The organism is Mycobacteroides sp. LB1 (assembly GCF_013449725.1).
Classification (GTDB): domain Bacteria; phylum Actinomycetota; class Actinomycetes; order Mycobacteriales; family Mycobacteriaceae; genus Mycobacterium.
Genome location: NZ_JACCFF010000001.1, coordinates 1,776,084 through 1,790,669, shown reverse-complemented (window position 1 = coordinate 1,790,669; position 14,586 = coordinate 1,776,084). Strand labels below are relative to the sequence as shown.

General features: G+C 64.3%; 14 protein-coding genes. 6 read left to right on the top strand and 8 right to left on the bottom strand.

The window, feature by feature from the left end; genetic code table 11:
* The first annotated feature begins 24 nt into the window (after positions 1-24).
* Together MLB1_RS08740 and MLB1_RS08735 are read left to right on the top strand one after the other, a co-directional pair.
* Complete coding sequence (locus tag MLB1_RS08740) at positions 25-381, top strand: YciI family protein (protein ID WP_180749257.1); 357 nt, start codon at positions 25-27, stop codon at positions 379-381.
* A 1-nt stretch (position 382) separates the two neighbouring features.
* A complete protein-coding gene (locus tag MLB1_RS08735; protein WP_180749256.1) occupies positions 383-745 on the top strand; it encodes a YciI family protein in 363 nt (120 codons plus the stop codon).
* A gap of 2 nt (positions 746-747) precedes the next feature.
* Here MLB1_RS08735 and MLB1_RS08730 read toward each other — a convergent pair whose 3' ends face one another.
* Positions 748-1,488 (bottom strand): MerR family transcriptional regulator, encoded by a 741-nt coding sequence (locus MLB1_RS08730; RefSeq protein ID WP_180749255.1) that lies wholly within the window; start codon positions 1,486-1,488, stop codon positions 748-750.
* An 80-nt stretch (positions 1,489-1,568) separates the two neighbouring features.
* Between MLB1_RS08730 and MLB1_RS08725 the strand changes: the two genes are divergently transcribed.
* Together MLB1_RS08725 and MLB1_RS08720 are read left to right on the top strand one after the other, a co-directional pair.
* Positions 1,569-2,459, top strand: coding sequence for a metal-dependent hydrolase (locus MLB1_RS08725; protein WP_180749254.1), 891 nt, complete (start codon positions 1,569-1,571; stop codon positions 2,457-2,459).
* Positions 2,460-2,465: 6 nt separating this feature from the next.
* On the top strand, positions 2,466-3,761 hold the full coding sequence (locus MLB1_RS08720; RefSeq protein ID WP_255485621.1) for a cytochrome P450: 1,296 nt from the start codon (positions 2,466-2,468) through the stop codon (positions 3,759-3,761).
* Here the strand turns inward: MLB1_RS08720 and MLB1_RS08715 are convergent.
* Positions 3,758-4,645 carry a TerC family protein gene (locus MLB1_RS08715; RefSeq protein WP_180749253.1) on the bottom strand — a complete coding sequence of 296 codons (888 nt, stop codon included), beginning with the start codon at positions 4,643-4,645 and terminating at the stop codon, positions 3,758-3,760. The genes MLB1_RS08720 and MLB1_RS08715 overlap by 4 nt on opposite strands.
* Positions 4,646-4,821: 176 nt before the next feature.
* On the opposite strand from MLB1_RS08715, the gene MLB1_RS08710 reads away from it, so the two are divergent.
* Positions 4,822-5,463 (top strand): TetR/AcrR family transcriptional regulator, encoded by a 642-nt coding sequence (locus MLB1_RS08710; RefSeq protein ID WP_180749252.1) that lies wholly within the window; start codon positions 4,822-4,824, stop codon positions 5,461-5,463.
* A 4-nt stretch (positions 5,464-5,467) separates the two neighbouring features.
* Here the strand turns inward: MLB1_RS08710 and MLB1_RS08705 are convergent, their stop codons facing one another.
* The 5 genes from MLB1_RS08705 to MLB1_RS08685 form a co-directional block, all read right to left on the bottom strand.
* On the bottom strand, positions 5,468-7,258 hold the full coding sequence (locus MLB1_RS08705; protein ID WP_180749251.1) for a SulP family inorganic anion transporter: 1,791 nt from the start codon (positions 7,256-7,258) through the stop codon (positions 5,468-5,470).
* The gene (locus MLB1_RS08700) at positions 7,259-8,377 is read right to left on the bottom strand and encodes a sulfate ABC transporter substrate-binding protein (RefSeq protein ID WP_180749250.1); all 1,119 of its coding nucleotides are present in this window, start codon (positions 8,375-8,377) and stop codon (positions 7,259-7,261) included.
* A gap of 98 nt (positions 8,378-8,475) precedes the next feature.
* Positions 8,476-9,036, bottom strand: a complete 561-nt coding sequence (locus MLB1_RS08695; RefSeq protein WP_180749249.1) for a TIGR03086 family metal-binding protein — start codon at positions 9,034-9,036, stop codon at positions 8,476-8,478.
* Positions 9,037-9,193: 157 nt separating this feature from the next.
* Positions 9,194-10,036: a MaoC/PaaZ C-terminal domain-containing protein gene (locus MLB1_RS08690; protein ID WP_180749248.1), complete on the bottom strand. Its 843-nt coding sequence runs from the start codon at positions 10,034-10,036 to the stop codon at positions 9,194-9,196.
* A gap of 4 nt (positions 10,037-10,040) precedes the next feature.
* Entirely contained in the window at positions 10,041-11,399 is a 1,359-nt protein-coding gene (locus MLB1_RS08685; protein WP_180749247.1) for a 3-oxoacyl-ACP reductase, read from the bottom strand.
* A 110-nt stretch (positions 11,400-11,509) separates the two neighbouring features.
* Here MLB1_RS08685 and MLB1_RS08680 point away from each other — a divergent pair, with 110 nt between their 5' ends.
* On the top strand, positions 11,510-12,835 hold the full coding sequence (locus tag MLB1_RS08680; RefSeq protein ID WP_180749246.1) for an acetyl-CoA C-acetyltransferase: 1,326 nt from the start codon (positions 11,510-11,512) through the stop codon (positions 12,833-12,835).
* A 204-nt stretch (positions 12,836-13,039) separates the two neighbouring features.
* Here the strand turns inward: MLB1_RS08680 and MLB1_RS08675 are convergent, their stop codons facing one another.
* Positions 13,040-14,554, bottom strand: coding sequence for a molybdopterin-dependent oxidoreductase (locus MLB1_RS08675; protein ID WP_180749245.1), 1,515 nt, complete (start codon positions 14,552-14,554; stop codon positions 13,040-13,042).
* Positions 14,555-14,586: the final 32 nt, after the last annotated feature.

Genomic DNA, 14,586 nt, shown 5'->3' with positions numbered 1-14,586 from the left:
GCCCGCCAACAGATAGGAGACGCCATGAAGCAATACCTGCTCACCGTCCACAGCTACCGAGATAACGCGACCCGGTGGAGTGATGAGGACGCACAGCGGATGTATGCCCAGACCGGTGTGTTCAACGAGAAGCTGCAGGCGGCCGGTGTCTGGGTGTTCGCCAACGGGCTGACCGAACCCTCGGACGCAACGGTGGTCCGCAGTGTGGGTGGCAAGGTGACCACCACTGATGGGCCGTACCTGGAGACCAAGGAACATCTCGGTGGCTTCTGGATCATCAACGTCCCGGACCTCGACGCCGCCCTCAAGTGGGCAGCCGAGGGGTCGGAGGCGTGCGGGGAGCCTGTCGAGGTACGTCCCTTCCATGACGAGGAGGCATGAGATGAGCCGCTACCTGCTGTCGCTCGTTTATGCACCAGGCTCGGTGCCGCCCGACGAATCCGCGCTGGAAACGATCGCTGTGGACGTGCAGGCCGTCACCCGCCGTATGCAGGAGGCGGGGGTGTGGCTGTTCGCGGCGGGACTGCAACCTGCCGATACCGCCACCATGGTGACCGCCAACGCCGGTGGGCATACGGCCACCGACGGGCCGTATTGCGAAACCAAGGAACAACTCGGCGGGTTCAGCATTATCGATGTGCCTACCCTGGCTGAGGCGCAGCGATGGGCCGCCGAGGTGTCCCGCGCTGTGTGGTGCCCCATCGAGGTCCGTGGCTTGGACCGGGGCTGCGGCGAGGTCGACTGAGGCTAGGCCGACGAGGCCGGGCGGTTGTTTTCCAGTACCGCTTCGGCCTCTTTGGCCTGTTGCAGAAGAATCGGGTCGACCGTGTCGTCCAGCGCCCTGGCCAGCATTCGCGAGGCGAGCGTGACAGTCAATTGTTTTGCCTGCGCGGCATTTTCGGCGATCTTTTCCCAGTTCCCGGAGGTGTAGCCGGACTCGGCGAAAGGCTGCCACACGTCGGCCACATAGGCGCCGAGCAGCAGTTGCGCAATCTGGTGTTGCAGCCGGTCGACCTCACGGAGTGTTTCGGACATGCGGGCCAGGGACATTCCGGCTGCCGCTAGTAGCCGGACGGCATCGAGGGTCTCCGCGTCGCGGACCGAGACTGTTTTCTCGTCTACGTCGGAGGCCAGCCCCGCGGCGATCAGCGCCGTATCGGCACCCTCGCCGACCCACATCACCAGCTCCTCTCGGGGCGTGACCACCGGCTCTCCGGTCGCGAATGGGCTGAGGGCCTCGGTGACCATCTTGCGGACGCTGTCCTCCGAGCCGCCGCCCGAGTCGATGACCCGACGGATTACGTCCAGCGGAAAACCCTGGGATTTAAGGGTTTTGACGTGGTTGATGATCGCGACGTGCTCGTCGGAGTAGATGCCGACGCGGCCGCGTTTTTCCGGCGGGGGCACCAGCCCGAGCGTCTGCCACTCGCGGATATTGCGCGCGGTCATCGCCACGCGCTGCGCCAGCTGGTCGATCGTCAGGTCCATCAGGGGAAAAGATTACCCCATTGTCCGTTACGGAAACTTCCGTTACGTTTATGTCCGGAACGTCAACGGAGAGGATTCCCATGACCGTCGCTGCCCAGACGAGCTACCCGAAGACCCGGCGGATTGCCTTCCGCTTCGATGAGTCGGAGTCCGCGAAGCGGTATTTCGCGAACGATGACATGGTCTTCAGTCATGCCGTGGCCTTCCTGTCGGCCGTGTTCCCGCCGGGGGAGGACATCTTTGTGCGGTCAGTGCGCCGGTACCGCGACAAGATCACCGATCCGGACCTCAAGAAGCGGGTGGCCGGATTCATCGGCCAGGAGATGACGCACGGGCTGCATCACCGTGAGCTCAACGAGCAGCTTTCCGGGATGGGTTACCCCACAGCGTGGTTCGACTTTCTGCTGGACAGCACAGAGCGAACCGAGGACTTCCTTGACGCGCAGTTCCCGGACCCCGATCGGCTGCGGCTGATACGGCATCTGCTGCTGGCCTTCACTGCCGGGGCCGAACACTTCACCGCGGTGCTGGCCGAGCACGTGCTGGGCCGCCCGAAGCTTCAGGCCATGATGTCGGACCCGGAGATCAAGAACCTGCTGAACTGGCACGCCATCGAGGAACTGGAGCACAAATCGGTGGCCTTCGACGTCTACCAAGCCGTCGGTGGCTCCGAGCGCATGCGCATAGGCATGATGCACCTGCTCTCCAATATCGCCCTGCCGTTCATCGTGCTGGGCAGCTGGGTGTCCATCGCGACAACTGACGAGACGGCCCGGCGCCAGCCGGTGCGAGTGCTCCGCGAGACGGTGAGGATGGTTCGGGGGCTGCTCTTCCGTGGCTTCTACTCTGCGATGAAGCCATACAAGCGCAAAGGTTTTCATCCCGATGACATCGACACCACTGCCCTGATGGCACAGTGGCAGGGCAGGCTCTTCGGGACCGACGGCGAACTTGTCGGTCACCTTAAGTAGCGCGCCATGACACTCAGGCATGACGCCCGGCTGGTCTATACGACTACCAAACCCGTTGTGCGGTCCCTAATCACCAATGCGGGGACCGAACTTCGGGCCAAGGTGTCCAGCCGCATGTTCCCGGGCGCGCAGGAGACCGACTTCGATCCCATGGATCCGGAGACCGCAGCCAATCCTTACCCCGGATATCGGCGCCTGCTCACCGGCGGACGAGTCCACTACAACCGGAAGCGCAACATCTTCATTCTGTGTCGCTACGAGGATGTGCGGGCGGCTGCACGCAATGACGCGTTGCTGTCCAACCGGGATGGCGTGGTGCGGGCCAGATTCGAGGTGCCGATACTGCTCAACATGGACCGGCCGCGGCATACCGAACTGCGCCGCAAGGCGCTGCCCGGGTTTACTCGCGGAGCTCTCGAGGGTTGGGCGCCGACCGTCGACCGGCTGGCTGCAGAGCTGGTGACCGGGCTCCTCGGCAACCCCGGCGCGGATGTTGTTGAACACCTTGCAGTTCCGTTGCCCATGCGGATGATCGCGCACATTCTCGGCATTCCGCCGGAGGATGAGGCGTTCTTCCGCCATTGGTCCAACGAGTCGGTACGCGTCGCCAACGTTGAGTTCAGTGCCAAGGGGCTGAGGCAGGTTCCGGGGACGCTCAACGGGGTTCGGCATCTGCACGATTACTTCATGACTCAGCTCGGCAAGGGAAATCTGCTGGGGTCCGACACCGTGCTTGGCAGGCTCGTTGCGAATGCGGGCGAGGGGGAGATCAGCCACGACGAGCTGTTCTACTTCGCGTTACTACTCTTGCTAGCCGGTAACGAGACCACTACCAACCTACTGAGCACCATGTTTCTGACGATGTCGGAGAACCCGGACCAGTTCGGGCTCATCAGGTCCGCCCCGCGGCTACTCCCCGGCGCCGTGGAGGAACAGCTGCGTTACTCGTCGCCGATTCAGAACTTCTACCGCACCGCAGCGGCGGACTACCCCGTCGGGGGTGTGGTGATCCCCGCCGGTGCGCGGGTGGCGCTGTTGTGGGGCGGGGCCAACCGCGATCCGCGCGAATTCGATGATCCCGACCGATTTCTCGCTGCCCGTGCGGTCAGTCACCATGTGGCCTTCGGGTCGGGGATACACCTGTGCCTGGGTGCGGGTTTGGCTCGGATGGAGGGACAGGCGGTACTTCGAGAGCTCGTCAATCGTGTCGATCGGATCGAGATCGACGGCACGCCGCGGTGGACGACCAACAGCTCGCTGCGGGGCCTCGAAGAGCTGCGCGTTCGGCTCGTGCCGCGCTAGCCGAGGCCGGCGCGGGTATCGCCTCCCTTTCCGTCCACCGGCTTACGGGACAGGCCCACTGAACCGGCCTCCGGGCTGGTGGACGTGGCCGCCGCTATCGCGACGGACTCGTCGACACCCGGATAACTGGGCCGCAGGGCAACGGGCTGATGAGTCGTGTTGCCTTGCCGGGCCTTCCGTGCCGCGGCAAGCAGGTTGAGTGCCTCGACGAGGATCGCGAACGCCATCGGGCCATAGATCATCGCCTTGTCGATCTTGACGCCGAATCCGTCGGCGATGAGGAAGACGCCGATGAGCAGGAGGAAGGACAGCGCGAGCATTTTGACCGTCGGATGCCGATTCACGAACGCAAAGACGAAGCGGGATGCGAACAGCATGATCGCGAAGGAGAGCACCACGACGGTGACGATGACGATCATATTGCTCGTCATGCCCACGGCGGTGATCACCGAATCGAGAGAGAACACCAGGTCCAGCAGCAGGATCTGAACCAGGACGGATTTGAATGTCGCTGCCCCCGCGGATGATTCGCTCTCGTCTCCCGAGCCTTCGAGCTTGAGATGTATTTCGTGAACGGCCTTGTACACCAGGAACAATCCGCCTGCGATCAGGATGAAGTCCTTGACCGAGAACCCATGGCCGAACAGTTCGAGAACGTCCTCCTTGAGTGTGATGATCCAGCCGGCCAGGAACACCAAGCCAACGCGCATCACCATGGCCAGGGTGAGGCCCAGATTGCGCGCCCGTGCCTGCTGGCCGCTGGGCAGCTTGCTGGCGAGGATCGAGATGAAGATGACGTTGTCGATACCGAGCACTACTTCCAGGACGAACAGGGTGAGGAAGACGGCCACCAGGTCGGGTGTCAGCGCAAGAGTGAAGTCCACGCGCAGGATCGTACGGGGTGGGGGTATCTGGATAGTGACGTTTGCGCGCTACCCTGCGGTCGGAGAAAGAAACTCTTCTTCTTGCCCACGGTTTCCCGGGTGTATGCAATAGTCGAACCACTCAGTAGCTTACTCTGGAGTAAGTTCGCGTGGACGTCCCAACCTCGGAGGCATGCATGGCCGGTGGTACCAAGCGGCTGCCCCGTGCCGTCCGGGAGCAGCAGATGCTGGATGCCGCTGTGCAGGAATTCGCGCTCAACGGCTTCCGGGACACCTCGATGGACGCCATCGCCGCGGCCGCCAAGATCTCCAAACCGATGCTCTATCTGTATTACGGCTCCAAGGAAGACCTCTTCGTCGCGTGCCTGCGCCGCGAACTCGGCCGGTTCGTCGAGGCGGTGCGCGGCGATATCGACCTCACCAAATCGCCTCGAGATGTGCTGAGCACCACGGTCGTATCGTTCCTGAACTACGTCGACACCCACCGGGCCTCCTGGATCGTCATCTACGGGCAGGCCACTAGCACACAGCTTTTCGCCAAGCAGGTGCGTGAGGGACGCGACCGCATCATCGAACTGGTCGCGCGGCTGATCAAGGCCGCCTCGCCGGAGATCGACCCCGACACCGATTACGACGCCATGGCCGTTGCCCTCGTCGGCGGTGGCGAGGCCGTGGCGTCCCGGGTCGCGACCGGTGATATCAAGGTCGAGGACGCCAAGGACACCCTGCTCAACCTGGGTTGGCGCGGTCTGCGCGGCCGTCCCCGGGACGAGGCCCCCGCGAGCGGCAGGGACCCCCAGGTGGCCAAACGCGCCTAAGGCGTCACACCAGGTAGTAAAGCTTTTCCTGGTTCGTCGTCGGGGCCGAAGGTGCTTCATCCAACCGGGTCTGTGCGTACCGAACGGCCTTCAGCGTCGCCGAGAATTCCTGGTCCTCCTCCGGGAAGACCTGCTCTGCCGGGAGCCATTCCGTGAATCCGATGTTGTGCAGCAAGGCAAGTGAATCCGGACGTACCCCGGCGAGCAGGATGGTCACGCCGCGCTCCTGCTGCTCCCTGATGAAGTGTTCGAGACGTTCGATGCAGACGACATCAGGGTGGCGCACCCGTTTCAATCTCAGGATCGCGACCTTCAGATTCTCGTCGCGGATCCTCGTGTGCAGCGCGTCGAGATAGCGGTCGAGTTCCGGTGCCGCGCCGAAGAACAGCTCCCCTTCCAGGTCGTAGATGACGGGGGAAGCGGCGTGGTGGGGATCGCTCGTGCTGGCTGCATCGTCCTGGGGAATCCGCTCGCGGATGACGCCCTCGTCGGTGACGATGAGCTCGGCGGCCGTGAGTTTGGCTGCTCGCGGTACGAACAGCAGGACCGACAGCACCACACCAACCAGTACCGCGGTGTCCAGATTGACGGCCACGCCGACCACCGCTGTGATGATGACCAGCCCGGCGTCATACCGTGACGCCTTCACCGCGTACCTGAGCCGCCGGAAGTCGACCAGCCGCACCGCCGTTACCAGCAGCAGGCCCGCCAGCGCCGCCTGCGGGATATAGCGGAGCAGCGGTGCGAAGAGCAGCAGCGCGATGGTTACCGTTGCCGCACTGACGATCCCGGAGAACCTGGTCGCGGCGCCGGACTGGTAGTTGATGGCCGAGCGGGACAACGAACCAGAACCGGGCAGGCATTGGAAGAAGCCGCCGGCGAGATTGGCCAGGCCCTCGGCAAGGATCTGACGGTTGTAGTCGATCTGCTGCCCGGTGTGGTGGGCGATGGCCTTGGCGATCGACAAGGCCTCGATCAGACCGATGAATGCAATGGCCAGCGCGCCATGGGACAGCTCGCCGAGAGTGCTCACCTGGACGTCGGGAATGTGGAACTCCGGGAGGCTGGCGGGGATCTTGCCGGAGATCTTCACATCGGTATGCCCCGCGCCGTCCGGCACCGTCCAGCCATAGGCGTAGGCGATGACGGCGGTGACGACAAGCACCAACAGCATGTCGATCTGCGGCAGGCCGTAGCGCTGGACCAGTCGACGCAGCAGCACCGCCAACACCACCGCCGAGGCGCTCAAGACCAACGCGTGGTAGTTCACGGCATCGCCGTGGAACAAGGTGAGCCAGGCGCGCTGCAGCACCTGCATGTGTCCGTCTCCCTTGTCCCGCACACCAATTGCGTTGGCGATCTGGCCGATTGCCAGCAGCAGGGCGGCGCTTGCCATGAATCCGATGATGACGGATTCGGAGATGTACCGGGTGAGGTCGCCGAGCTTGAAGACCGCGATGAGGATCTGGATCGCACCCACCAGCACACCTAGTAGGAACAGTGCTTCGAACAGTCCGGTCCGGTTCTCCGGGTCCAGGAATGCCAGCGAGCTGAACACCAGTAGCGAGATCGCGCTGGTGGGTCCGTTGATCAGATGGGACGATGATCCGAATATCGATGCGATGGCCGCGACCACGATCGCGGAGTAGACACCATATTTCGGATCGACCCCAGCGATGAGCGCATAGGCCATGGCCTGGGGCAGCGATATCGCCGCCACCGTCAGACCGGCAATGATGTCGCGACGGGCCTTGATGGCGTCGTAGTTCTCGAATATTCCTAGTGCCGAAGACATCTAGCGTCCTTGTCTGTCGGAGGCGAAGGTGGTGGTGCCCCGGTTGGCGGTGCGCGGGATGGTTTCGTAGATTCCGTTGTCCGAGAAGAACTTCTGGCGCGCGTCATCCCAACTGGACGCGATCGCCGTGATGGGGAACAGGTTTATCGCGGGCAGTGTATTACCGTGGCGAGCAAGGATTTCGGGCTTGAACGGACGGTAGCCGCGTTGCGCCGCGACCTCCTGGGCCTCGTCGGTGAAGAGGTACTCCAGATACGCCTTGGCAATCGCGGTCCGCTTGGGATCGTTCAGGTTGGCGTCCACCCAGGCGACCGCAGGCTCGGCGCGAATGCTCACCGGCGGATAGACGATCTCGAGTTCGCCCTTGTTGGCATCGACCTCGTTGATCGCCTCGTTCTCCCACGTCAGATGCACGTCGCCGAGTCTCTGAACCGAGAACGTGTTGGTGGCTCCGCGTGCTCCGCTGTCGAGTGCTGCGACGTTTCGGAACAGTGACGTGAGATAGGTTCGCGCGTCCGCCTCGGTTCCGCCTCGCGTCACGACCGAGCCCCATGCCGCGAGCACGGAGAGCTGTCCGTTGCCGGAGGTGCGGGGGTTCGGCGTGATGACGGCGACGTTCTCTTTCGCCAGGTCCGGCCAGTCGTGAATGCCGTGCGGGTTGCCCTTGCGGACGACGAACACGATCGTCGACGTGTAGGGAATGGAGTTGTTGGGCAGTCGTTGACGCCAATTGGGCGCGATCAGCCCGCGGAGGCTCAGCGTGTCCACATCACTGACGGATGCCAGCGACACCACGTCGGCGCGCTGGCTGCCGTCCAGGACGCTGCGGGCCTGCCGTCCCGATCCGCCGTTGGTGCGCTTGATCTCGATCGTCTTGCCGGTCTTGTCCTTGTACTGCTTGGTGAAGGTGCCGTCGAGGACGTTGTAGAGCTCACGCGTCGGGTCGTAGGAGACATTGAATAGCCGGTCGGTGCTGTGGTCCGGCAGGTTCTTGACCACCACTAGGGTCGTCGCCACCAGGACGGCGACCACGCCGAGGATGTTCAGCAAGGGGAGCTGTCGCAGCAGCGCCCGCCAATCGACAGGTGGTGCTTCTTGGTGGGCTTCGTCCGCTGACACGACGTACTCCTCGAATTTGCTGCAGGCAAGTGACGAGCGATCTTAACGATCGATTCGCCGAAGTACAGCCGTCGAGATCAGCGTGAGTAATACTCGGGTTAGCTTGCCGGTGACCAGTCGGGGTCGCGGCCGGTGAAGGCGATGAGCTTCACCAGGTTCGGGGAGTCGTCCGAGACGGACACCTCGTCGGCGAAGAAGTCCCCGTCGCGCCTCTCAGGCTGAATGATCATCCGCACCGACTCCAGCGCGCTCGTGGCAAGCGCCTCGGAGGGTGCGAAATCTTGGCCGGTGGACACGGCGTAGTCCCAGGCGTGGACGAGCAACTCCGAGGTGAGGATGCGCACGGCCACCTCAGCCGGGAATTCGCCGATCGGCATGGTCACCATCCCCGCGGTGCCGCGACGCTGCCAGGCATCGACCGCTGTCTGCGCCTGCGGAAGCAGGCGGTCCGCGGCCGAACCCTCGGAAGCGATCTCGATATCGGCACCGGCGGCACCGCCCAACAGTGTGATTGAGTTCTGCAGGTGTTCGGTGAGCTGTGCAACCGTGAACTTGGCGTTCGGGGTCTGTTTGTCGTTATCGGCCGCGGCGAGTCGGCTGACGACCTCATACAGGGCGGAGCGGGCTTCGTCGACGTTCTCGAGCAGTGATGTGGTCATGGTGGCTCCAATCTCAAGGGATTCTCTCTACCCATCAGACGGATAGACCATGCCGGATCCGACATCTCATCGGATGAAAAAACGCGAGTGTGCGTCTAGGCAGAAGATCTCGGAGAAATCTCTGCGTAGACGCACACTCGCGCCAGAAGTACAGGTATCAGAGCGGGGTGATGGTTCCGTTCAGGTGCGGGTCACCCTTCTTCGGGTTGCGAACGGCAATATCCCAGCCGTTGCCATCCTTCTCGATCCACACGCCCACCGAGGCGGGCAGCAGGATCGGCTTGCCGAACTTGATGTCATAGCGCACCGCATCGGGGATCTCGCCCTGGATGTTCCCGAGAACAGCTGCAGCGGTGAACATTCCGTGAGCGATTGCCTTCGGGAAACCCAGCACCTTCGCGCCGATCGAGGAGGTGTGAATCGGGTTGTGGTCGCCGCCGACTGATGCGTACCGACGAATCTGCCCACCGCTGATCCGCAGCGTCGAGTTCGGCGGCGGCAGCTTGACGGCCTTCGGCGGTTCGGACTTGGGCCCGTCGGACAAGCTGGTGCGCTGCTGGCGCAGGAACGTCATGGTCTGCTGCCAGACCGTCTCGGTGCCGATGGTGATATCGGTGAGGACGTCCACCAGTAGACCCTTGCGATGCTCGCGCAGGTTCTGTGTGCGCACCTCGATATCAACGGTGTCGGTCGCGGTGATGGCGCGGTGCTGGGTGATGTGGTTCTCCAGGTGCACCGTGCCGATCGCCGGGAATGGGAAGTCGAATCCCGTGACCAACTCCATCACCGAGGGGAACTGCAGCACGAACGGATAGGTCACCGGCACTTTGTCGGTGAAACTCAGGCCGGTCACCTTGGCATAGGCGGCGACATGCGCGGGGTCGATCCGCACACCGTGTGTCCGAACAGCCCTGCTGGGCAGGGTTGTCGGGCGCGGGATGAATGGCAGTGCACCGACAGCGGCCATGGCCATATTGCGAAGGCCCGAGGGTTGCGTCATGTTGTTACGCCCCCAGCCAGGACTGGCCGCAGACCCGAACCACGTTACCGGTCACCGCGTTCGACGCGGGGCTGGCGAAGTAGGCGATGGTCTCGGCGACGTCCACCGGCTCGCCGCCCTGGTTCAGCGAGTTGATGCGGCGGCCGACCTCGCGGTTGGCCAGCGGGATGGCGGCCGTCATCTTGGTCTCGATGAAGCCCGGCGCGACGGCGTTGATGGTGATGCCCTTCTCTGCCAACGACGGGGCCAGCCCCTGGGTGATACCGATCATGCCGGCCTTGGTGGCGCCGTAGTTGGTCTGTCCGCGGTTACCGGCGATGCCGGCGATGGAGGCCAGGCCGATGATGCGTCCACCGTCGCCGATGGTGCCGTTCTCGATCAGGCCCTCGGTAAGACGCTGCGGAGCAAGCAGATTGACGGCGATCACAGAATCCCAGCGGGCGTCGTCCATGTTGGCCAGCAGCTTGTCGCGGGTGATGCCGGCGTTGTTGACCAGGATGTCGGCCTTACCGCCGTGGTGCTCCTTGAGGTGCGCGGTGATCTGGTCGACGGCGTCGGCCGCGGTGACGTCCAACGCCAACGACGTTCCGCCAACCTTCTGTGCGACGGCAGTGAGGTCGTCCGACGGCATGTCGATCGCGACGACGGCGGCGCCGTCGCGGGCGAACACCTCGGCGATGGTCTCACCGATACCGCGGGCGGCACCGGTGACGATGGCGACCTTGCCGGCCAGCGGCTTGTCCCAATCGGCGGGGGCGGTGGAGTCGTCGGCGCCCACGTAGAACACCTGGCCGTCCACATAGGTGGACTTGGCAGACAGGATGAAGCGCACGGTCGACTCCAGGCCCGTCGCACCGGCCTTGGCATCGGGGTGCACGTAGACCAGCTGCACGGTGGCGCCGTTACCGAACTCCTTGGCCAGCGAGCGGGTGAAGCCTTCCAGCGCGCGCTGGGCGATGCGTTCGTCGGTGGTGGCGGCCTTGTCCGGGGTGGTGCCGATGACCAGCAGGCGGCCCGACTTGCCGACATTGCGCAGCAGCGGGGTGAAGAACTCGTGCAGGCCCTTGAGCTCGACCGCGGTGGTGATGCCGGTGGCGTCGAAGACCAGGGCGCCGAACTTGTCGGCCCAGCGGCCGCCGAGGTTGTTGGAGACCAGCTCGTAGTCCTCGGCCAGGGCGGCGCGCAGCGGCTCGGCGAGGCGGCCCTCGCCGCCGATCAGCACGGGACCGGCCAGTGCGGGCTGGCCCTTCCTGTAGCGGCGCAGATTTTCGGGCTGAGGGATACCCAGGCGACCGGCGAGCAGGTTGCCGGGCCCGGAGTTGACCAGCAGCGCATAGAGGTCGTCAGTGAGCTTGGGGGACATGTGCCGTTCCTTAGTGGTCGCCTGTGATTGGTCTAGGGTGAACTCGACAAAGAACTTACTCCAGAGTAAGAATGCTCGGTAATCCTGCCCCCTTAACAGTGGAGAGACAAGTGGCAACCAGCTCGACACGCAAGTCAACTGCGTCGCAAGGCCGCCGCCGCGTAGCGGTTCTCGGCGGCAACCGCATTCCCTTCGCACGCTCGGACGGCGCTTATGCGAATGCCTCTAACCAGGACATGCTGACGGCCGCTATCACCGGCGCCGCCGACCGCTTCAACCTCAAGGGTGAGCGTCTGGACGCCGTCATCGCCGGCGCAGTCCTCAAACTGAGCCGTGATTTCAATCTCACCCGTGAGTCGGTGCTGGGCAGTCCGCTGTCGCCGTACACCCAGGCCTTCGACCTCCAGCAGGCTTGTGGCACGGGTCTGCAGGCCGCCATCGTCGGTGCCGACGGCATCGCCCTCGGCCGCTATGAGTCTGTGCTGGCCGGTGGCGTGGACACCACCTCCGATGCGCCCATCAACTTCGGCGATGACCTTCGCCACACCCTGCTGGCGATCCGCCGCGCCAAGGACAACGTGACCCGGCTCAAGCTGCTTGGCAAGTTGCCGGCTGCCCTCGGCGTCGACATCCCGCAGAACGGCGAACCGCGCACGGGCCTGTCCATGGGTGAGCACGCCGCCATCACCGCCAAGAAGATGGCCGTCAAGCGCACCGAGCAGGATGCCCTGGCCGCCGCCAGCCACCAGAAGATGGCCGCCGCCTACGACCGCGGTTTCTTCGACGACCTGATCAGCCCATTCCTGGGCCTGTACCGCGATGACAACCTGCGGCCCAAGTCGAGCGTGGAAAAGCTGGCGACGTTGAAGCCGGTCTTCGGCGTCAAGCACGGCGACGCCACCATGACCGCCGGTAACTCGACCCCACTGACCGACGGCGCCTCGGTGGCGCTGCTGTCCAGCGAGGAGTGGGCCGCCGAGCACAACATCCCCGTGCTGGCCTACTTCGTCGATGGCGAGACCGCGGCGGTGGACTACATCAACGGCCCCGACGGTCTGCTGATGGCCCCGACCTACGCGGTGCCGCGCCTGCTGGCTCGCAACGGTCTGACCTTGCAGGACTTCGACTTCTACGAGATCCACGAGGCCTTCGCCTCGGTGGTCCTCGCGACCCTGCAGGCGTGGGAGTCCGCTGACTACTGCAAGGAGCGCCTCGGTCTGGACGCTCCGCTCGGTGCGATTGACCGGTCCAAGCTCAATGTCAACGGCTCCTCGCTGGCGGCCGGACACCCGTTCGCGGCCACCGGTGGCCGCATCGTGGCGCAGCTGGCCAAGCAGCTCGCCGAGAAGAAGGCCGAGACCGGGAAGCCGGTGCGCGGACTCATCTCGGTCTGCGCCGCGGGTGGCCAGGGTGTGACCGCCATCCTCGAAGCCTGAGTGGTCTAGACGGCATTACCGGGACCCCCGGCTGCGGGCACTATGCCTGTGACCGGGGGTTTCGTCTTTTTTGGGGCATGTTCAAAAAATATTCGAAATGTGTGTAACGCTCCCGGAGTGGGTGTCGATACATGGGTAGCCTCGCGCCACCGTCCGACCCCCCGACCCGACGGCGGCGCGAGGCTACCTAATTTCTAGGGTCCGTTACGCGTCGACCCTGACCAATGTTCGTGGCCAGCCGGTCGCTCCATCCGGTGCGGGTGGGGCACTTTCTTCTGTCTGAACTTCACCGGTTCCGTCGGTTGCCCGCGCGGTGATCACGTGCTCGCCCGATGTGGACTGCCCGGATGCGAACTGCAAAGGAATCCACCACTGGCGCCAGGTGTCGATCGAGTACTCCGGGGCTAGTCGTGCCTCTTGCCACGGCTCCTGGTCGACGCGCACCTCCACCTTCGTGATTCCGCGATGCTGGGCCCATGCGGTCCCGGCGATGATCTGAGTGCCCGTGCCCAGGCGACCACCCGCCCGGGGTGCGTCGATGCGGCAGCCGGTCTTGATGGGGCCGCGTGCCGACCAACCGCGGACGGTCCAGTAAGCACGGGCCTTGTCGAAACGTGTGATCTCCCAGTCGACAACCCACTTGGTCGCCGACACGTAGCCGTACAGTCCGGGCACCACCTGCCGTACCGGATATCCGTGCTCAACGGGCAGCGGCGTCCCGTTCATCGCGATGGCGAGGATGGCATCGCGGCCGTCGATAAGCACATCGAGCGGGGTACCTGCCGTCCAGCCATCTGTGCTCGTGGACAGCAACATATCCGCATCGTGGTGAACCCCAACGGATTCGAGGATCGGCTTGATCGGAAAGCCGGTCCACATCGCATTGCCGATCAGATCCCCGCCGATCTCGTTGGAGACGCAGGTCAAGGTGACCGCGCGCTGGGTCGCCGCCATGGCGTTCAGGTCAGTCCATGTCAGGGTGCGTGGACGGTCGACCATGCCGTGGATGTTGAGCTGCCACTCGGCGGTGGTCACCTGGGGCACGCGTAGGGCCGTGTCGATTCGGTAGAAGTCCGCATTACTCGTGATGTAAGGGACCGCTCCCTTGACGTCGATCCCCGCGGGCAGCGGCGCAGTGGGTGCGACGGGTGCGGGCAGCGTGGCCTCCCGACGTTCCTCGGCGACGACGGCGCCCTTGCTCCAGCGGCTGCCGAGCCAATAGGCACCCGCTGATGCGGCCGCGAAAACCGCTGCGGCCCCGAAGAACTTGCGTCGATCCGGTGCATCCTCATGGGCGTCGTCCGAGCGGCCGACTAGTACGCGTAACACCAGCACCCCCGCCACGGCGGCGATCGCAGAGGGCCAGACCCAGGTAAATCCCCCGGTCGGGCGGGTTGCGGCGGCCAATGCTCCGATGACGCCGAGCGCCGCGATGAGGGCCGAACCGTATCGTCGCTCGCGCTCGACGAGACCAGCCGCCGCGGCGAGAGCCGCGATAACCGCGGATAGGCAGGCGAACAGCACCGCCTTGTCCGAGGTGCCGAAAACCCCGATAACCCATTCGCGCACGGCTGCTGGGGTGTGGTCGACGACCATGTTTCCGACCGCGAAAAAGGGCGCGGAATCCGGTGCGACCGCTGCGGCGGTGAGTTGTCCGGCCGCGAGTGCGGCCCCCGCGGCGATAAGACCCGCGATGATCCGTCGTGCTGCCTGCTCCATCGTCACCTCCGTTGGGGTTCACTCTTCTCCTG